This is a genomic window from Prosthecobacter sp. SYSU 5D2 (genome assembly GCF_039655865.1).
GTDB lineage: Bacteria > Verrucomicrobiota > Verrucomicrobiia > Verrucomicrobiales > Verrucomicrobiaceae > Prosthecobacter.
In genome coordinates, this window is the sequence record NZ_JBBYXL010000005.1 from 55,656 (window position 1) to 73,105 (window position 17,450).

Below are 17,450 nucleotides of genomic sequence, written 5' to 3' on the forward strand. Positions count from 1 at the left end.
TTCATGTCATCTGCGTCTGTTTCTTCACTCCCTGGCCGCCTCTGGCTGGCCGGCATGGGCCTGTTTTTAGCCCTGGCCGGCATGCTGTTTACCTGGGTGCTGTGGACCTCCTGGCAACGTGCGGAGGAGACCCGCCGCTGGACGGCGACACCGTGCCGGATTATTTCTGCCCAAGTCCTCAGCGAGCGGCCCACCCCGCACTCCAACCCGGCTCACAAGGCCAGCGTGCGGTATGCTTACACCTTTGAAAACCAGGCGCTGACCGGCACCCAGATCAAACGGGTGGACTCTGCCAGCCAGCACGAAGAAGTGGCCCGCAAGAAGCTTGAGGAATTCCCCATCGGCCAGGAAACCACCTGCTACGTGAACCCCGCCCAGCCAGCCCAGGCCGTACTGAAGCATGACAGCCGCGCGGCCTTGTATTCCATCTGGTTTCCCCTGCTGTTTGTGCTTGGGGGTCTGGGGATGGCGTGGAATGCGATGCGGAGGCGGACTGGGGTATAAAGATGCTCAGGTGAGCTTTAGCCAACGTTTAATTCGCGCACGGGCCTTCAGTCTTCCAAAATCGCTCCAGTCCCTTAAATTTCATTTATGAGCACGCTTGCCCTCCCCAGCCTCAAGAACTGCTTCGTAAGCCAGGTCCGCGTCACAGGCGACCACCGGCTTGCCGTGAAATTTCAGGATGCTCTCATTGCCGAATTGCACATGGGAGAATGGATTTCCCGCCAACACGGTTCCATGATTGAACCACTCAAATCCCCCGCCTTCTTTGCCGATGTCAGCATTCAACGCGGTGTGTTAACCTGGCCGAACGGTTATGACATTGACCCGTTCAGCATCCGCCATTGGGCCGAACACGGCATGGACTGACGAGCCGCCAAAAGCCTGACAGATAAAAAAGAGCGGTGCCGTTGCGGGCACCGCTCTGAGATTTGAAGTGAAGGATTTTGAAACCTTCCTGAAAGCGGACGGGGGCGTCCGCGCTGCGTTAACGGAAGCTTTTCGCGAAGTCGTCGGCGCTGGCTTTGGCCACCACCTTAGTCTTCTCGAAGGTGCTCTTTTCACCCTTTTCAATGAGGATGCGCTCATAGTCGGCAGCGCTCATGGGCAGCTCGATGGCCTTGTCCTGCCAGGTGCTGAGGAGGATGGCATTGGCCAGCTCCACGCTGTGGATGCCCTGCTCGGCGGGGCTGAGCAGTTTTTCCCCTTTCAGGATGGCGTTGGCGAAGTTTTGCAGGATCTCCACATGCTGGCCGCCGCTGTCGGCCACCGGGATCTCCATGTGCCAGCTTTCCGGCATTGCAAAGGCGGCTTCGGCCTCCATGCAGAATTTGCTCATCGGCACCCGATTGCGCTGGAAGTGGATCTTGCTGCCGTCGGTCACGGTCAGGCGGCCCATCTCGGCGGAGATTTCCAGCCGGTTGATGCCAGGAGCTTCGCCGGTGGAGGTGATGAAAGTGGCGGTGGTGCCGTTTTCATACTGCAAAACGGCGGTCACGTTGTCCTCGACCTCAATCTCATGGAACCTGCCGAACTGGCAAAAACCGCGCACGGTTTTTGGCACGCCGAACATCCACTGGAAAAGGTCCAGGTTGTGCGGGCACTGGTTCATCAGCACGCCGCCGCCTTCGCCCTTCCAGGTGCCGCGCCAGCCGCCGGTGGCATAGTAGTAATTGGTGCGGAACCAGTTCGTCACCTCCCAATGCACGCGGCGGATCTCGCCCAGCTCGCCACTGTCAATGAGGTCCTTGACCTTCTTGAAGCAGGCATTCGTGCGCATGTTGAACATGGCGGCAAAAATTTTGCTCTTGTCCGTGTGGGCGGCGATCAGACGCTCGCAGTCGGCCTTATGAACGGAGATCGGCTTTTCCACGAGGACGTGAAGGCCGTTTTGCAGCGCCTCAATGCCGATGGTCGTGTGGCTGAAGTGCGGGGTGCAGATCAGGATCGCGTCAATGTGGCCGGATTTGATCATCGCGCTGACATCTGTGAAAGGCTGCTCGCCCTCCAGCTGAGCCGGAAGGGTGCCCACGCTTTCACACATGGCGGTCACGCGCATGCCGGGCACTTTGCCCGCGCGAATGTTTGCGAGATGGGCCTTGCCCATGTTGCCAAGTCCAACGATGCCGAGTCTGACGGTTTCCATAGAGGCGTTCAGGCTAGCGAGGCACAAAGCAGAGGTCAACCTCGATAAAGTCACCGGATTTGGTATTGCGGAATCACCCAGGGATGACTAAAGGCTCCCCATGGCAGTAAACGGCACCCTTTTAGTCACTGGCGGCGCAGGATACATCGGCTCACACACGGTAAAGCATCTGCTTGCCCTGGGGGAAAAAATCGTCGTTTTGGACAATCTCGTCTTCGGTCATCGCGATGCCCTGCCCATGGACAAGGTAACCTTTGTGCACGGGGACATGAGCGATACCAGCCTGCTGGAGGAGCTGTTTACCGAGCATCAACCGGAGGCAGTGCTGCACTTCGCCGCCTTTGCCTATGTGGGGGAATCGGTGACGGACCCGCTGAAGTACTACCGCAACAACCTGGCCGCCCCGCTCGTGCTGCTAGAAACGATGCAGCGCCATGGCTGCAAGCGGTTCATTTTCTCCTCCACCTGCGCCACGTATGGCAATCCGGTCTATGTGCCAATGGACGAAGACCATCCCCAGGCCCCGGTGAACCCTTATGGAGCCAGCAAGTGGATGCTGGAGCGGGTGCTGAAGGACTGCGATCATGCCTGGGGGCTGAAGTGCGTCTTCCTGCGCTACTTCAATGCCAGCGGCTGTGATGCGGACGGGGAGATCGGCGAGGATCATGATCCAGAGACCCATCTCATCCCGCGCATCCTCATGGCCGCCACCGGCGAGATTGAAAACATCACCGTCTTCGGCACCGACTACCCCACCCCGGACGGCACCTGCATCCGCGACTACATTCATGTCAACGACCTGGCCAGCGCGCATGCCCTGGCGCTGGATTATCTGCGCAAAGGCGGTGAAACCACGCCCGTCAATCTCGGCACCGGTCGCGGTTTCAGCGTCAACGAAATCATCCAGACCGCCGAAGCCGTCACGGGCAAGACCATCCCCGTGAGCTATGGCCCGCGCCGTGCTGGCGACCCGCCGGAGCTCATCTGCCAGCCCGCCAAAGCCAAAGCCGTGCTCGGCTGGGAAGCGCAGCACAAGGATCCGAGGGCCCACATCGAAAGCGCCTGGAAATGGATGACCGGGCCGCGTAAGGGACGCTACGAGGACTAACAAGATTTTTTGCCACGGACCGCAACTCAGTCTTGTCGTCTGCATCGCATCCCGATAGAACAGCGGCGGAAATTCCAACCCAACCACCGCCATGACTCCCTTCCTCGCCGAGGTTATCGGCACCCTCATCCTTGTGCTCCTCGGTGACGGGGTCGTCGCCAACGTCGTGCTCGGTAAAACCAAAGGCAACAATGGCGGCTGGATCGTCATCACCGCCGGCTGGGCCTTTGCCGTCACCATCGCGGTGTATTGTACCAGCGCCATCAGCGGAGCTCATTTGAACCCCGCCGTCACCGTGGCCATGGCCAGCCTGGGCAAGTTCGATTGGGCGCTGGTCCCTGGTTATATCGCCGCCCAGATGATCGGTGCCTTTTTAGGAGCCGTGCTCGTCTGGCTGAGCTACCTGCCGCACTGGAAGGAAACCGCCGACAAGGGTGCCAAGCTGGGCACCTTTGCCACCATCCCCGCCATCCGCCATCCCGTCTCCAACCTCATCTGCGAGGCCATCGGCACCGCCATGCTGGTTCTCGGCATCCTGACCATCATCACGCCGGAAAACCTGGTCCCTGATACCGGCTTCGACAAAGCCTTCTCCCCTGCCCTCGTCGGCCTCATTGTCTGGTCCATCGGCCTGTCCCTCGGCGGACCCACCGGCTACGCCATCAATCCAGCCCGCGATCTCGGCCCCCGCATCGCCCACGCCCTCCTGCCTATCCCCGGCAAAGGCGGCTCCGACTGGGGATACGCCTGGGTTCCCGTGGTCGGCCCCATCATCGGCGGACTGGTGGGTGCCTTTCTTTACAAAATGCTGTGGAATGCGGCAGTGATGTGAGCTGATGGTAGGATTTCGCAGCCCCACTTTTTTCCCATCCATGATTGACCCTCATGGCGGACTTCGTTCATGCTTTCTCCGCCATGACATCCCGTCGTACTTTTCTCACCTCGGCCACAGCCGCGTCCCTTTCCCTTTCTGCCCTCCCCCTGCTGGGCCAGCAGGCTAAAAAATTCCGCGTCGCCCTCATCGGCAGCGGCTGGTGGGGGATGAATCTCTTGCGGGAGGCCATGGCCTCCGGGCGGACCCAGGTGGTGGCACTCTGCGATGTGGATGCCAATGTGCTGGAGAACAGCATCGAGGATGTGAAGACGGAAAGTGGCGATGTGCCCAAGGGCTACAAAGACTACCGCGAGCTGCTGGCGGAAGCGAAGCCAGAGATCGTCATCATCGCCACGCCGGACCACTGGCACGCATTGCAAACCATCGCCTGCTGCCAGGCAGGTGCCCATGTGCTGGTGGAAAAACCCACCGGCCACACCATCAATGAAAGCAAGGCCATGGTGAAGGCGGCCAAAGATTCCGGCGTGGTGGTGCAAGTGGGCCTTCATCGCCGCATCGGCCCGCATCATGTGGAGGCCATGGAGTTCCTGAAATCCGGCAAGATTGGCAAGGTCGGCATGGTTCGCCTTTTTGCCGCCAGCAAAGGCGGCCCGGAAACGCCCAAGCCTAACAGCAAGGTTCCCGACGGCATGGACTGGGACATGTGGTGCGGCCCTGCGCCCATGCGCCCCTTCAATTCCAAGATGCATCCCGGCGGCTGGCGCAGTTTCCTTGATTACGCCAATGGCACCATGGGAGACTGGGGCATCCACTGGCTGGACCAGGTGCTGTGGTGGAGCGGTGAGAAGGGACCAAAGACCGTCTTCTGCACCGGCGGCCGGCCCATCTTCGGCCCGCCTGTGCTCAATGACCAGGAACAGACCACCGATGTGCCCGACCACCAGGTGGCTACCTTTGAATTTGAAAATTTCACCGCTGTGTGGGAGCACCGTAAGTTCGCGGAAAACAACAACGAGAAGCACAAGATCGGCGCTTATTTCTACGGTGAAAAAGGCGTGCTGCACATCGGCTGGCGCGATGGCTGGACCTTCTACCCAGTGAACCCCAAGGAGCCACCCGCCCATGGCGAGCACCAGCTTCAGGAGCCGGACGGTCACAACATCGCCCTCCTGTGGGCCGACCTGATCCAGGCCATCGAAACCGGCAGCAAACCGGTCGCCGACATCGAGATCGGACACCGCTCCAGCTGCCTGCCCATGCTCGGCATGCTGAGCTGGAAGCTGGGCCGCAGCATCCGCTGGGATGCGGAGAAAGAGGAGATCATCGGTGACCCGGAGGCCAGCCAGCTTCTGAGCCGGCCGTATCGGGCACCTTGGGTGTATCCGGTATAACCATTGGGCAAGTCAGTCTGAGACAGGCGAGAGCGGTCCGTACTCCGGGGTCACTGCGCATCGGGCCGCTCGCCGATGACGGCGGCGACTTCGGCGAGCTGTCCGTCGCGGACGATGGTGAGCAGGATCTTCGTGCCGGGCGGCAGGGAAAGAATGATGTCCAGCAGCTCAGCAGGCGTCTTGAATTTGCGACCATTGATGGCAGTGACCACATCTCCAATGGCCAGCCCGGAGGCGGCTGCGGGGGATTGCGGATCCAGATCCGTGATGTAGGCCCCGACCACCGGTGTCCCCACCCCGCCCAGGCCGCTGCTCATGATCACCGGCTCCGCATTCAGCTCCAGACCGAGGTAACCCTTGCGCTTGATGGTAGCCTGGCCGCCGCGCGCCTGGTTGCCGATGGCTTCCACCACTTTTTTCACGTCATTGGCCGGCACCGCCAGGCCCACGCCCTGCCAGGCACGCACGTTTTCATCCCCGCGATAAATGGCCACATTGATACCCACAATCTCCCCGAGGATGTTGACCAGCGGCCCGCCGGAATTCCCAGGATTGATGACGGTATCCGTCTGCAAATAGTTGAACTGGCTGTCGCTCAAGTGCCGGTCGCGGGCGCTGATGATGCCCTGGGTGACCGTGCCGCTAAGGCCGAAGGGATTTCCTACGGCGAAAACGAGCTGCCCCACCCGAGCCTCATCTGAATTGGCAAAAGAAAGAGCCTCGAAGTCCTTGCCACCGCCTTCGATTTTGATCAGCGCAATGTCCCGCTCCCGGTGGGCTCCCAAGACGCGTGCAGGGTACTGCTTGTTGTCATTGGTGGTCACAATGACCTCGCTCACATCCGCGATGACGTGATAATTCGTCACCACATGCCCCTCTTTGGAAATGATGGCCCCGGACCCCAGCCCGGGAATGATCTGGGCGCGTCCGCTGACGATGCCATACAGCGGATGCCAGGCTGTCTGCCCCCGGCGCACCGTCTTCGTGGTTACACTGACCACACTCGGCAGCACCGCCGCCGAGAGCCGGGAAAACTCATCATTCATCGCGCTCAGGATCTTCACATCCTCCAGGTCCAGTTTGGGCGCTGAAGTGGAAACGATCCCTGCTTCCTTCGGCGGCTCTCCACGCAGAAAATTCAGCACTCCATATCCCTCCTGTCCGCGCCGCCACATGGAAAAGACCAGTGAGGCGACGAGGAAAACCGTGATGGCGAAGACAATGCGGCGGATAGTTTCCATGGAGATGTCCATACCTTGCGTAATTGCGCGCCAATCGCAACCCGCTGCCGCCAGCTTCTTCTTTGGCATCCAGCCTGCCCTTCCCGCCCGATCTCAGTTTTGATAATGATGACCCAACGCTTTCACCTTCCGGGTTGTCAGAACCCGTTGCGTCCCATAGTTTCCCCCCACGCGCCGCTCTCATGATTTACGATCCTGCCCCGGACAACGGTGGGCCGCCCCTTTTGGGCAGCTCCAAGCAAGCAGCATTGGCCCAGGCCGCCCAAAAAGCCACCCGTGTGGGCCTTATGCCGACCGAAGGCTGGCGCAAGCGCAACCTGCAGTTCCTGGGGGAGATCCTCATCCCCACCCTGCTGTCCGCACGCACTCCCCGCCGCATCATCGATGGCGTTCCCCTCGTCGGTGACAAAGAAATCGGCGTCACCTGGCTCGGCCACGCAGGGTTTTTTGCCCAAATTGCGGGTGTGAATCTGCTCATCGACCCCAACTGGGCCATGTGGCACGGCCCCATTAAGCGGATTCACCACCCCAGCATCTGGGCCAGCGACTTGCCGCCCATTGACCTCGTCCTCGTCACCCATGCCCACTATGACCACCTGCACATGCCCAGCCTGCGCCGGGTGGCACGCGGCCAGCCCATCATCGTCCCCACCGGCGTGGGCAGCATTGTCAAAAAAGCCGGGTTTGGCCAGATCATCGAGCTGAACACCTGGCAACGCGCCAAGTTCCGCGACCTCCATATCATGCTCACCCCCGCCCGCCACTGGGGTGCCCGCATGATCCACGACACCCATCGCGGTTTCGGCGGCTATTTGATCACCTCCCCCACCCGCAGCCTTTTTCATTGCGGCGACAGCAGCATGTTCGACGGTTTTGAGGAGATCGGCAAACGCGCCGACATTGACCTCGCCCTCATGCCCATCGGCGCCTACCTGGCCCCCAGCGGCCGTCCTGTGCACATGAACCCTGAGGAAGCCCTGGAAGCCTTCGACATGCTCGGCGCCCGCCACATGATCCCCATGCACCACAACACCTTCCCCCTCGGCGGCGAGCCCCTCCACGAGCCCGAAGAACGCCTCGCCAAAGCCGCCCTCACCCGCCAGATCCAGGACAAAGTCCGCATCATGCACGAAGGCGAATCGGCGATGTATTGAGTTTGGCCAGTCTTGATCCCGGCGCACTTCTCGTGCATCATGTCACCATGAAACCTTGCCTGTCACTCATCGCAGTCATTTCGGCGGATGGCTTTATTTCAACAGGTGACGGCGTGCCCTGGAGCCTGCCCAAGGACCGCGACCACTTTCGCGAATACACGCATGGGAAATGGTTGTTGTTAGGCCACAAGACCTATGAGGAAATGCTCGGCTGGTTTTCCGATCATCATCCCCTGGTGCTCAGCCGCAATGACAAATTTATCCCCTTCATCGGCCAGCGCGTCTCCAATGTGGAGCAGGCCGTCCAGCTCGCCACGGAGGCCCATCAGCCGGAGCTCGTCGTCTGCGGCGGAGAGGCGGCATATAATGCCGCCATGCCCCTGGCGGACCGCCTCATCATCACCCATGTGGACCATCTCCTGGGCGGCGGTGTGCCCTTCCCCGCCTTCAGCCAGCAGGACTGGGAGCCCGTCTCCCGCATTGCCCACCCGCGGGATGATTTTCATGAGCACGGTTTTGCCATCGCCACCTATCAGCGCATCCACCATTACCTGGACGCCGCCTAGATGACCGCCCTCCTGCCCCTCGCATGAAACGGCCGCTTCATCAGGTCTGGATATTTTCCTTTGTCCTGGCTTTTGCCCTCAAAGCCGCCGCCCAGGACCTGCCCCCCGCCCCTGCAGACGGTCTTCGCGACGATACCCGCGCCCTGTCCCCTGAAGTGCGCGCCCGGCTGGCCCAGGACATCGCCACCTGCCGCACTGCTCTGGATGCCGACATCTGGTTCACCGCAGGCACCTTTCTCAAGTCCGGCCAGAGCATCCGGCTGCAGGCCCGCACCCTGCGCCAGCACTGGAGCCCCGGTGGCCGCGACGCCATCCTCGTCGCCTACGACCGCTCCAGCGACACCCATGGCCTGTCCCTTTCTCCCGGCATCTGGGAGCGATATCCCTCTGCGGAGATCACTACCCTCATCCAGCGCAGCATGGCCACCATGGCGGAAAAAAACCAGCCCCTGGAGATCCGTCTCTCACGGATGCTGGGCCAGATGCTGCAAAACCTCCAAACCCTGGAAAAACAGCGCCACCAATCCGCCCTCACCCTATCCCGCCATCACCTGCGCCTCGCACAGACTTTTGCCATTGGCCTGGGGGGTGGTGGCCTGTTTTTAGCACTCCTCGGATTCCTCAGCCGCCGGCAGGATGTCCAGGCCGCGTGGCAGTCCTACTTTCCCAGTGCCCACGTCGGCATCCGCTTCGGTGCCCCCCACGGCGGTGGCGTCATCGTGGAAAAATCCCCCTGATGAGCGCAATCCCTCCAAAACTGTAACCCATGTGCTTGCGAATTAGTGTCACCTTTGTGCTTGAACGTACATTATACGCCCCCTTCGCCACCCGGCATCACACGTTCTTTCCATCCGCCTCCCCAGCTTCCCCGCTCAATACTCTTCCTCCTCCGGCGTCTCCGGTCCGCCTTCCACCGGGATGGGGATGCCCATCTTATCCATCATCGCCTCCACCGTTTTGATGTGCTTCAGCGGCAGTTTCTTGCGCTGATATTTGCGGAACAAAAGATTGTGCAGTTTCAGCAAAGTGTCCGCCGTCGGCTGCATGGGCATCCATTCTTCGCCATCAGGGTGCGCCAGGCGGAACAGCCATTCGCGTGAATTCCAGTGGGCACGGATGTATTGTTTCCGCCCGTCTTCTAGGCGTTCATGCCATTCGTGGATTTGGTTTTTGGTCATTGAGAGTGCTCAGGATGCGCTAGTATCGCCGCCATGCAAGCTGCCAACACCAGCCATACCTCCGCCCTGCCCAAGCTTTTGCTCTACCTCGCCGCCGTCATGCTCGGCGGCGCGCTGCTGGCACCGGTGCTTTTTGACCTCGGCCAGTGGGCCAAAGGCTGGCTGGCCGGCAGCACCGGTGGCCCTGGAGCCTGGCTGCTTTCGGAGATCAACCGCGCCCATTTCACCCGCTACTTCAACCGCGCCGTGCTCGTCTGCGCCATCCTTTTCATCTGGCCCTTCCTGCGCTGGGTGCGGCTGGACCGCAGCCTCCTGCCGGTGTGGAAGCCCGTCTCTCAGGGGCTTAAACAATGGGCCGTGGGTTTCTTCCTCGCCGCCGGTCTCCTGCTCGCCCTCGGCTTTCTTTTCCTGCAAATGGGTGCCTACCGCCTCCGTCCGAACCCCAACTGGCTGAAACTCGGCGAGCCCATCACCGCCGCCCTAGGCGCGGGCATCGTTGAGGAATTTTTCTTCCGCGGCCTGCTCATGGGCCTGCTGCTGCGCACCATGAGCGTCCGCAGCGCCCTCATCTCCGGCACCTTCGTCTTCGCCCTCGTCCACTTCCTCAAGCCGCCGGACGGCTGGCAGCTCGCCGATGCTGACGTCACCTGGACCAGCGGCTTCCTCGTCCTCCGCCAGATCGCCGCCGGCTTTGGCGACGTGCAGTTCCTCCTGGCCGAGTTCGCCACCCTCTTTGCCGTCGGCTGGGTTCTCGCCCAGGCCCGCTTAAAAACCGGTGCCCTCTGGGCCGGCATCGGCCTGCACGGCGGCTGGGTTTTCGGGCTCAAATACTTCAGCTCACTCACCGGTCACCTCCCCGGCTGGCTCCCCTGGATCGGCAACAACCTCAAAATCGGCCTCATGCCCCTCATCGTCGTCCTCTTCACCGGCTGGCTCGCCCTGAAGCTCATGCCCACAAATCATTTGCAGCCCGCCCCGCCAGAGGGAATGTAACGCCGGTCAGCACCTCCTCGCCGGAGTGGCGGAATTGGTAGACGCGCCAGACTTAGGATCTGGTTGGGTAACTAGTGCAGGTTCGAGTCCTGTCTCCGGCACCACTGTGAAATAAGGTGAAGAGGGTTGAATCGTCTGGCAGCAGGAAGCATTCGACGGCTTGTAAAAATATCAGCCACCTAACCAAAAGCGCTTTCAGATCTGCACCTCGCATGGCCAGTCAAAAAAGAGTTATCGGAAGCTTGTCATTCCCTGGATCTGAACTAGCCTGATTCACGATGATTCTGTTCTCCTTTGCTTGATCCCTCTGACTTTTGAGGACCTGGCCAATACGCCAGGAAGTTAGAATCCCACGCCATGGGCGCTGGGAGGATCAGGCGAATATCAATGCATTAGAGAATCATGAATCCCCATCATGGGCAGGCTTCCGCCTGCCCCCAAGGGCCGGTCTTGCCGGCCATCCTGCACGGGCGTGCCTGGAAGGCGCGCACGCTACGTAACAACTGCCTGCGACAGCATGCGCATGCCCTGGTCAGGTCCTTCCGGCGCCAGGACCTTCTGCCTCTCAAACAGACCTGCGCACGCCTTGTCATGGTTTTGGAATCCCGCAGCCGGGTTTTCCACGAGATCCATCCCAGTGAGCTTGCGCTGGTGCCGGCACTCACTCGGTTAAGTGCCTATGAGGAGCGCTGGCTACGCCAACCGGAGGACTGGCAGCCTGACCTGAACGCAGACGCCCCCTCTCAATGGGCACATTTTCTGCGGTATCTCCTGGCCCGCTACCCGGTGCCGCGTTTCATGGACTCTGCCTGGCTGGCCAAAGGTCCGCTGCTGCACTTCGAGCGTGATTGCTGGTGTGCTCTAGGCTTTGGTCAGAGCTTGCGTCAGGTGCCAGGATTTCCGTCCAGCGTGCCTAACCGGCTTTTGCACAAGATGTTAACCTGTGCGCAAAGCAGGTCCTTGCCACTGGCTGTCTGGGAAACACAAATGGACCTCCTGCAAGTCACCCCTGCGTTGCGCCAGGCTGTTTTGTCGAGTCGCGCGCCGCAGGAGCTCGGCCTCCATGGCCTGTGGACGCGGCTTCTGGAAAAGTTTTCCTCGGGTCCTGAGGCGTCTGCCGACCACTGGGCCACTGTCAGCATGGTCCTGATGGCCAAAAGGGAGGAACGTCCGGCCCAAATGGAGGCCTTGCTAAAGCTGCCGTTGGAGGCGCTCATCCGGCACTGTTTCAAACGCGCGGCACGGATGCTCCAAATGAACGGTCATTTGCTGACCGAAGAGCAGGTACGACGCGCCGCCGCCCGGTCTGAACTTTCACGGCTGGCTGCCTCCCGCTGGCCGCCCTTTTTGGGCAGCAGACCCGTGTCGAAGAATGCCATGACTGCATCCTTGAGCCCCTGGCTGATGGAAGAATTGTGTTCTTCAAATGCCCTGAGAGCAGAAGGAAAAGTGATGAACCATTGTGTGGCGGGCTATGCCCACCGGTGCAAACAGGGACACTCCGCCATCTTCAGTCTGCGCCGTCACGAAACAGATGCCGAAGGACAGCGCGTGGTGAAGTCGTATGTCACCCTGGAAGTGCGTGCCTGCACTCGCGAGATCGTTCAAATTCGAGCCTTTCATAACCGGCCCGTAAACAATACCATGATGAACATGGTTCGGGAGTGGGCGACAGCGAATCAGCTCCTCTAAGAATACCGGAGATGGCTGCCGTTGCCCCCAAAGAAAGCGGGTTCAGACTTGCATCTGAACCCGCTGACATAAATCTATCCAGCCTGATTAGTTAGGCCTTCGGCTCTTCAGGTTTTTCTTCCGGGTTGGGAAGGATGACCGTCGGAGCTTCTTCGGCGGCTGCTGCGTCCGTGGATTCGGCGACTTTTTCCACAACTGTGGGATCGGTCACTTCTTCGACGACGGGCACTTCCGTTTCAGATGGCAGCGCGGGTGCTTCCACCGGTTCAGGCTCGGGCTCTGGCTCAGGTGCGCTGGCTGGAGTTTCTTCAACGGCGGCGACTGGTGATTCTGTCTCGGTTTCAGGGGCGGAGGCCACGGTCTCGACGATCGTCGGATCGGTGACTTCTTCGATCACTGGTGCTTCCGTTTCAGAAGGCAGGCTGGCGGGCTCGATGGCGGCCACTTCGGTGGTCACAGCGGGTGTTTCTTCGGAAGCAGCCGTTGCGTCTGGCGCTTCAGGGGCTTCTTCAGCAGAGGCGGCCTTGGTCTTGTCCGCTCCTTTCTCTTTCGGGGCGGCGGGATGGGGCTCTCCCTGGACGCCGAGGAAGACCATGCCATCGCTGTATTCGATGACGTAGCCTTCGTTGGTCAGCCAGCGGAGGTCTTTGAGCACGGAAATCTGGTCGTCGGTAAGCTGCGGTTTGGCTTCGCCTTCCACCACCGGAGCGGTGCTAGGCACAATGGCCTCCACCAGCTGGGCCAGGGGCATGCCCGGGGTCGTTTTCAGAACCTCCACAATCTTGGCCACGCGCTCTGAAAATACCACGCCGGGATCAATGGCACGCGGTTTCATGCGGCAGACGAAGAGCTTGCCTGCGCGGCGTTTAAAGAGTTTCAAACCCCGGCGCTCAAATCCGCCGCCGAGCTTCTGGGACATCTCGAACAGATGCTTGCGGGCACCTTCCACAGCGCTGCGCATCATGATGCCCAGGATGTGGGTGATTTTGGATTTGTCCTGGCTGCCGGGAATGACGACTTCACGGCCTTCGAGGACGGCGTCTTCACTGTGAGTGCGGCGAAAGTGAGCTTCCATCTCGGCACGGCTGCTCAGCACCACCAGATCCGGAGAGTCAATAACGGCAGGAGCGGCGGTTTCCGGGGCAGCTTCGGGGGCTGCTTCAGGTGCCTCAGCACCCTCTTCCAAAGCTGCTTCTGCATCCTCCACCGGGGCAGGCGCAGGCGCAGACTCAACTGCGACTGGGGCTGCTGCTTGCGGCTGATCCTTGATATAAATCCAGCGCTGGCCTTTGCGCTGCTTTTCTTTCCACTCAGCCACACGCTCGGGGCTGGTCTCGGTGCGCACCCGGCGTTTGTATTCCTCCAACGGCATGTTGGCGAAACGCTCACGGTGCAGGCGCAGCAGGGTGGCCTGGAAGCTGTGATGACTAGGCGGGCCCAGCAGCTCGCCGGTCATCCCGCAAATGCCGATGGATTTGAAGTCCCCCTTCGGCTCCTCCAGTTCCACTTCTTCAGCGCGATAATAGGTCTCAATGGCCGGGCTGCGCAGCACATGGCTGAGCGCTTCCTCACGGCTCAAAAACAGGCCGCCATCCGCCGGCGTGACGAACAGGCCGGTAGGCCGCTCAGGCGCACAACTGAAGCGGGCATGAAAGCGATCCCCTTCTGCCAGGATCAGGCGCGCCGCATCAAACATGCTGAAGGCATGGCCGCTGCTGCGGATGTGATTGGCCAGGGCCTCGGCGGCTTTATCTTCCGGCTCGATGACGACCTTGATGTCCTTTGGAATTTCCACCCATTCACGCTGCGGGCGCTCAGGTCCGCGGTCACGGTCACCGAAACGGCGTGGGCCGCCACGGTCATCCCGGCGGGGACCGCCACCCTGGCCTGGAGGGCCGTCACGGCGCGGGCGAAATTCGCCACGGTCACGGTTCTGGCCACCGCCAGGGGCACCGCCAAAGCCGCCACCGTCACGACGAGGCGGAGGTCCGCCACGGCGGTCTCCACTGCGGCGGTCCGGGCCGCCATCACGACGAGGGCCGCGGTCTTCCCGCTCCTCGTACTTGCTCAGGTTGCTCGGAGCACTCATGCCAGCGACCCAGGCGGGCATCATGCGGAGGTCGGAAAGGTCCACCAGCCCGGCGGGTTTCGGGGTTGGTGTTTCAGGAGTCGCTTCAGGTTCAGTCATGACAGGTGATCAGGGCGCGCAGTATGGCGCAACTTAGGCTTTGTCGCCAACTTTGTTCGCAAACGTTGATTTAGGCAACAGCAGCCTCAACAGGTAAAAGATCGGACCGGCGACTCCTCATGGACGCCTTTTTTGGAAATGCACCCGCCTCACCCCCATCAGATCATGTCCATATCCACGAGGATTTCACGGGGTTTGGCTCCTTCACCGGGGCCGATGATGCCCCGGTCTTCCAGGATGTCCATCATGCGGGCTGCACGGCCATAACCCAGCTTCAAACGCCGCTGGAAAAGGCTGGTGGAGGCCTTCTTTTCCTGGCGGATCACCTCCAGGCATTTTTCCAAAGTGTCCTCTTCCTCGCTGCTCACGCCGCCTTCTTCGCCGTCGTCATCATCGCCCATCTCACCGGTTTCATCGTCCACCTTGACGTCAAAGATTGGCTTGCCCTGGGCCACGCAACGCTCCACCACGGCGTGAATTTCATCATCGGTGACAAGCGCGCCCTGGCTGCGGATGGGCTGGGCACCGCCAGGCGGCACATACAGCATGTCCCCTTTGCCCACCAAGTTCTCAGCACCTTTGCGGTCCAGAATGACGCGGCTGTCCAGCGCGCTGGAGACCTGGAAAGCGATGCGGGTGGGGATGTTCGCCTTGATGACGCCGGTAATGACGTCCGCACGCGGTGTCTGCGTGGCGACAATCAGGTGAATGCCGGCCGCACGGGCCATCTGCGTGATGCGGGCGATGGCCACTTCGATATCCGCCGGGGCGGTTTGCATCAGGTCCGCCAGCTCATCAATAATGACCACGATGTAAGGCAGGGTGTCCGGGATGATGAAGTCCTGGTTGCGGGCTTTGGGCGGCGGCGGCTGGGAATCGCCGATCCAGTCCCCATTGTGATCCACAGGCAGCTCATCCGGCTCCGTATCCGTTTCCAGTTCCTTGGCCACATCCGGATCATCCCAGGGCGCGGTGGTGCCATCCACAAGGTGGTCTGCCGCCGCAGCAGCGCGGGCGAAGGCGGAGGAAACGCGCACATCATCTGTGCCTGCGGAGGTTTTCTGGGCTGCCTTCACCGGCTTGGGTGGTGGCGGGGCGGCCGGCTCCTCTTCAACCACGGCCTGCGGATTGGCCGCAGCTTCGGCCGCCGCAGCGGCTTTCTTCGCTTCATTGGCCGCCGCGCGTTTGCGGTTGCGGTTGTTGAAGGCCTCAAAGTTACGGCAGGCTTCCTGGGCAAACATCTGGTAGCGGCTTTCCATCTCCCGAACCACCCAGCGCAGGGCGAGCAGGGCTTTCTTCGGATCTGTCACCACTGGCACGGCCAGGTGGGGCAACTCGGCATAGTTCTGCATTTCCACCACCTTGGGGTCAATCATGATGAACCGCAGCTCATCCGGGGCAAACCGGCACAGCAGGCTGGTGATGATGCCGTTGATACAAACGGATTTACCCGACCCTGTGGCACCGGCCACCAGAAGATGCGGCATGGCGGCCAGGTCGCCAATGATGGTCTTGCCATAGACATCCTTGCCCAGGGCGATGGGGAGCTTGGACTTGCCGTTGGTAAAGACATCATCCTCCAGCAGCTCGCGAATGGGCACGATCACCTTGTCGCGGTTGGCCAGCTCGATGCCCACGGTGTCCTTGCCAGGGATGGGGGCCAGGATGTTGATGCGCTCCGCACAGGTGGCACGGGCGATGTCGTCATCCAATGCGGCGATGCGGGCCACACGCAGTCCGTCCACAGGACGCACTTCATATCGCGTGATCGCCGGACCGCGGGTGATGTCACCGGCCTCCACCTTTACATTGAAGCTGGCCAGGGCCTTGATGATGGTGTCCTGCACTGCCAGTAGTTCACGCGTGTCCGTAGGCTTGTGCAGCGACTCATCCGGCCAGGAGAGGAGATCCAGCTCCGGCAGCTTGTAGTCCTTAAACCGCACCGCCAGATTTCCCAACGTACCATGCGGGGCCTGCTCCAGCTTTTGCGCGCGTTTTTTCTCCCACACTTCAGAAAGGCGGGGCTTGTCAGCGCCATCGTTGTGACCGCGGGAGGCGGAGGAATCAATGATCTTCGGTTTGGCCGGTTCAAAGGTCAGGCCTAGCTCCGGCGTAACTAGCGGACCTGCGGGTGCGGTATCTGCTTTGACCTCATTGCTGGCAACCTTGCGCCGGCGGACAGGTACGGGCGCGGTCTCTCCAGCCGCCTCACGGGCGGCGATTTCACGACGAATCTGATACGTCTCCCAGGCATTGGTGATCTCCTGGCGGATGGCCTCAATGGCCTGCAGCGGATGGATGCCGCTGGCCAGGAAAAAACCCACCGCGTAAATGCCGGCTAGAAAAACCGTGGAGCCAATCTTGCCCAAAAGATTGGCCAGGATGCTGCCGCCGATCAGATAACCCAGCCCGCCACCACCGCCGAGAGGCGTGATGTCATCGCGCTGGTTCAGGATGTCCTGCACCTCAAAGATCGCGGCCGTGGTGATGACCATGAGGGCGACGCCGAGCCAGGAGCGACCCGTGACTTTGACGTTGGAGGCCAGCTTGCAAACACCAAACCAGGTCACGCTAAAAGGCACCAAATAGGTGGCCATGCCTGCGAGAAACAGCGAATAACCCGCCAGCAGCGCTCCCATGCGCCCGATGAAATTATGAGTGATCACGCTGGGCTGGTCTGTAGGGCTCAAATGGCTCCAGGCGGGCAGATCCCGCGGATCATATGACACCAGCGCCAGCAGATACATGGCCGCAAGCACCAGCATGGCGATGCCCACTGCATCGTTCCAAGGGCTTTCTTTCTCCTGCACACGGGCACGAGCAGGACGGTTTTTGACGATTTCAGCAGCCATGTAAATCGGGAGACGAGGATTAACTCAGCGAATTAGACAATCAACATTACCAAATTAAATGCGCAACTCAATCCCGAAGGTTGTCATTTCTCGAATTTCCATATTT

General features: G+C 60.7%; 15 protein-coding genes and 1 tRNA gene. 11 read left to right on the forward strand and 5 right to left on the reverse strand.

All coding sequences use genetic code 11. The features are described from left to right. Positions 1 to 3: 3 nt before the first annotated feature. Positions 4 to 504 (forward strand): DUF3592 domain-containing protein, encoded by a 501-nt coding sequence (locus WJU23_RS09545; RefSeq protein ID WP_346332330.1) that lies wholly within the window; start codon positions 4 to 6, stop codon positions 502 to 504. Between the two features lie 87 nt (positions 505 to 591). Further along, positions 592 to 870, forward strand: coding sequence for a DUF2442 domain-containing protein (locus tag WJU23_RS09550; protein ID WP_346332331.1), 279 nt, complete (start codon positions 592 to 594; stop codon positions 868 to 870). Positions 871 to 988: 118 nt separating this feature from the next. Here WJU23_RS09550 and WJU23_RS09555 read toward each other — a convergent pair whose 3' ends face one another. After that, on the reverse strand, positions 989 to 2,146 hold the full coding sequence (locus WJU23_RS09555) for a Gfo/Idh/MocA family oxidoreductase (protein ID WP_346332332.1): 1,158 nt from the start codon (positions 2,144 to 2,146) through the stop codon (positions 989 to 991). Positions 2,147 to 2,246: 100 nt separating this feature from the next. Between WJU23_RS09555 and galE the strand changes: the two genes are divergently transcribed. The 3 genes from galE (at position 2,247) to WJU23_RS09570 (ending at position 5,480) form a co-directional block, all read left to right on the forward strand. Next, on the forward strand, positions 2,247 to 3,254 hold the full coding sequence (galE, locus tag WJU23_RS09560) for a UDP-glucose 4-epimerase GalE (RefSeq protein WP_346332333.1): 1,008 nt from the start codon (positions 2,247 to 2,249) through the stop codon (positions 3,252 to 3,254). 91 nt (positions 3,255 to 3,345) lie between these two features. Then, positions 3,346 to 4,086 (forward strand): MIP/aquaporin family protein, encoded by a 741-nt coding sequence (locus WJU23_RS09565; protein ID WP_346332334.1) that lies wholly within the window; start codon positions 3,346 to 3,348, stop codon positions 4,084 to 4,086. An 83-nt stretch (positions 4,087 to 4,169) separates the two neighbouring features. Then, positions 4,170 to 5,480: a Gfo/Idh/MocA family oxidoreductase gene (locus WJU23_RS09570; RefSeq protein WP_346332335.1), complete on the forward strand. Its 1,311-nt coding sequence runs from the start codon at positions 4,170 to 4,172 to the stop codon at positions 5,478 to 5,480. 50 nt (positions 5,481 to 5,530) lie between these two features. Here WJU23_RS09570 and WJU23_RS09575 read toward each other — a convergent pair whose 3' ends face one another. Beyond that, entirely contained in the window at positions 5,531 to 6,721 is a 1,191-nt protein-coding gene (locus WJU23_RS09575; RefSeq protein ID WP_346332336.1) for a trypsin-like peptidase domain-containing protein, read from the reverse strand. 182 nt (positions 6,722 to 6,903) lie between these two features. On the opposite strand from WJU23_RS09575, the gene WJU23_RS09580 reads away from it, so the two are divergent. The 3 genes from WJU23_RS09580 to WJU23_RS09590 are packed head-to-tail and all read left to right on the forward strand — an operon-like array spanning position 6,904 to position 9,178. Beyond that, positions 6,904 to 7,875, forward strand: coding sequence for an MBL fold metallo-hydrolase (locus tag WJU23_RS09580; RefSeq protein ID WP_346332337.1), 972 nt, complete (start codon positions 6,904 to 6,906; stop codon positions 7,873 to 7,875). A gap of 47 nt (positions 7,876 to 7,922) precedes the next feature. Continuing rightward, on the forward strand, positions 7,923 to 8,441 hold the full coding sequence (locus WJU23_RS09585) for a dihydrofolate reductase (RefSeq protein WP_346332338.1): 519 nt from the start codon (positions 7,923 to 7,925) through the stop codon (positions 8,439 to 8,441). A 23-nt stretch (positions 8,442 to 8,464) separates the two neighbouring features. Beyond that, a complete protein-coding gene (locus tag WJU23_RS09590) occupies positions 8,465 to 9,178 on the forward strand; it encodes a hypothetical protein (protein WP_346332339.1) in 714 nt (237 codons plus the stop codon). Positions 9,179 to 9,313: 135 nt separating this feature from the next. Here WJU23_RS09590 and WJU23_RS09595 read toward each other — a convergent pair whose 3' ends face one another. Then, positions 9,314 to 9,619: a hypothetical protein gene (locus WJU23_RS09595; protein ID WP_346332340.1), complete on the reverse strand. Its 306-nt coding sequence runs from the start codon at positions 9,617 to 9,619 to the stop codon at positions 9,314 to 9,316. A gap of 33 nt (positions 9,620 to 9,652) precedes the next feature. On the opposite strand from WJU23_RS09595, the gene WJU23_RS09600 reads away from it, so the two are divergent. The 3 genes from WJU23_RS09600 to WJU23_RS09610 all read left to right on the forward strand — a co-directional run bounded on the left by WJU23_RS09600 (position 9,653) and on the right by WJU23_RS09610 (position 12,304). After that, positions 9,653 to 10,612, forward strand: a complete 960-nt coding sequence (locus WJU23_RS09600) for a CPBP family glutamic-type intramembrane protease (protein WP_346332341.1) — start codon at positions 9,653 to 9,655, stop codon at positions 10,610 to 10,612. A gap of 19 nt (positions 10,613 to 10,631) precedes the next feature. Continuing rightward, positions 10,632 to 10,716 (forward strand) — tRNA-Leu (locus WJU23_RS09605). A 298-nt stretch (positions 10,717 to 11,014) separates the two neighbouring features. Further along, a complete protein-coding gene (locus tag WJU23_RS09610) occupies positions 11,015 to 12,304 on the forward strand; it encodes a PcfJ domain-containing protein (RefSeq protein WP_346332342.1) in 1,290 nt (429 codons plus the stop codon). A gap of 91 nt (positions 12,305 to 12,395) precedes the next feature. On the opposite strand, the gene WJU23_RS09615 is transcribed toward WJU23_RS09610, so the two are convergent. Both WJU23_RS09615 and WJU23_RS09620 read right to left on the reverse strand, forming a co-directional pair. Further along, positions 12,396 to 14,492 (reverse strand): hypothetical protein, encoded by a 2,097-nt coding sequence (locus WJU23_RS09615; protein WP_346332343.1) that lies wholly within the window; start codon positions 14,490 to 14,492, stop codon positions 12,396 to 12,398. A 158-nt stretch (positions 14,493 to 14,650) separates the two neighbouring features. Continuing rightward, positions 14,651 to 17,344 (reverse strand): DNA translocase FtsK, encoded by a 2,694-nt coding sequence (locus WJU23_RS09620; RefSeq protein ID WP_346332344.1) that lies wholly within the window; start codon positions 17,342 to 17,344, stop codon positions 14,651 to 14,653. Between the last annotated feature and the right edge of the window lie 106 nt (positions 17,345 to 17,450).

Coding starts and splice junctions, on each gene's coding strand:
- WJU23_RS09545 (WP_346332330.1), top strand. CDS start 4: ATGTCATCTGCGTCTGTTTCTTCACTCCCTGGCCGCCTCTGGCTGGCC.
- WJU23_RS09585 (WP_346332338.1), top strand. CDS start 7,923: ATGAAACCTTGCCTGTCACTCATCGCAGTCATTTCGGCGGATGGCTTT.
- WJU23_RS09615 (WP_346332343.1), bottom strand. CDS start 14,492: ATGACTGAACCTGAAGCGACTCCTGAAACACCAACCCCGAAACCCGCC.
- WJU23_RS09600 (WP_346332341.1), top strand. CDS start 9,653: ATGCAAGCTGCCAACACCAGCCATACCTCCGCCCTGCCCAAGCTTTTG.
- WJU23_RS09570 (WP_346332335.1), top strand. CDS start 4,170: ATGACATCCCGTCGTACTTTTCTCACCTCGGCCACAGCCGCGTCCCTT.
- WJU23_RS09550 (WP_346332331.1), top strand. CDS start 592: ATGAGCACGCTTGCCCTCCCCAGCCTCAAGAACTGCTTCGTAAGCCAG.
- WJU23_RS09610 (WP_346332342.1), top strand. CDS start 11,015: ATGAATCCCCATCATGGGCAGGCTTCCGCCTGCCCCCAAGGGCCGGTC.
- WJU23_RS09580 (WP_346332337.1), top strand. CDS start 6,904: ATGATTTACGATCCTGCCCCGGACAACGGTGGGCCGCCCCTTTTGGGC.
- WJU23_RS09595 (WP_346332340.1), bottom strand. CDS start 9,619: ATGACCAAAAACCAAATCCACGAATGGCATGAACGCCTAGAAGACGGG.
- WJU23_RS09565 (WP_346332334.1), top strand. CDS start 3,346: ATGACTCCCTTCCTCGCCGAGGTTATCGGCACCCTCATCCTTGTGCTC.
- WJU23_RS09620 (WP_346332344.1), bottom strand. CDS start 17,344: ATGGCTGCTGAAATCGTCAAAAACCGTCCTGCTCGTGCCCGTGTGCAG.
- WJU23_RS09555 (WP_346332332.1), bottom strand. CDS start 2,146: ATGGAAACCGTCAGACTCGGCATCGTTGGACTTGGCAACATGGGCAAG.
- WJU23_RS09590 (WP_346332339.1), top strand. CDS start 8,465: ATGAAACGGCCGCTTCATCAGGTCTGGATATTTTCCTTTGTCCTGGCT.
- galE (WP_346332333.1), top strand. CDS start 2,247: ATGGCAGTAAACGGCACCCTTTTAGTCACTGGCGGCGCAGGATACATC.
- WJU23_RS09575 (WP_346332336.1), bottom strand. CDS start 6,721: ATGGAAACTATCCGCCGCATTGTCTTCGCCATCACGGTTTTCCTCGTC.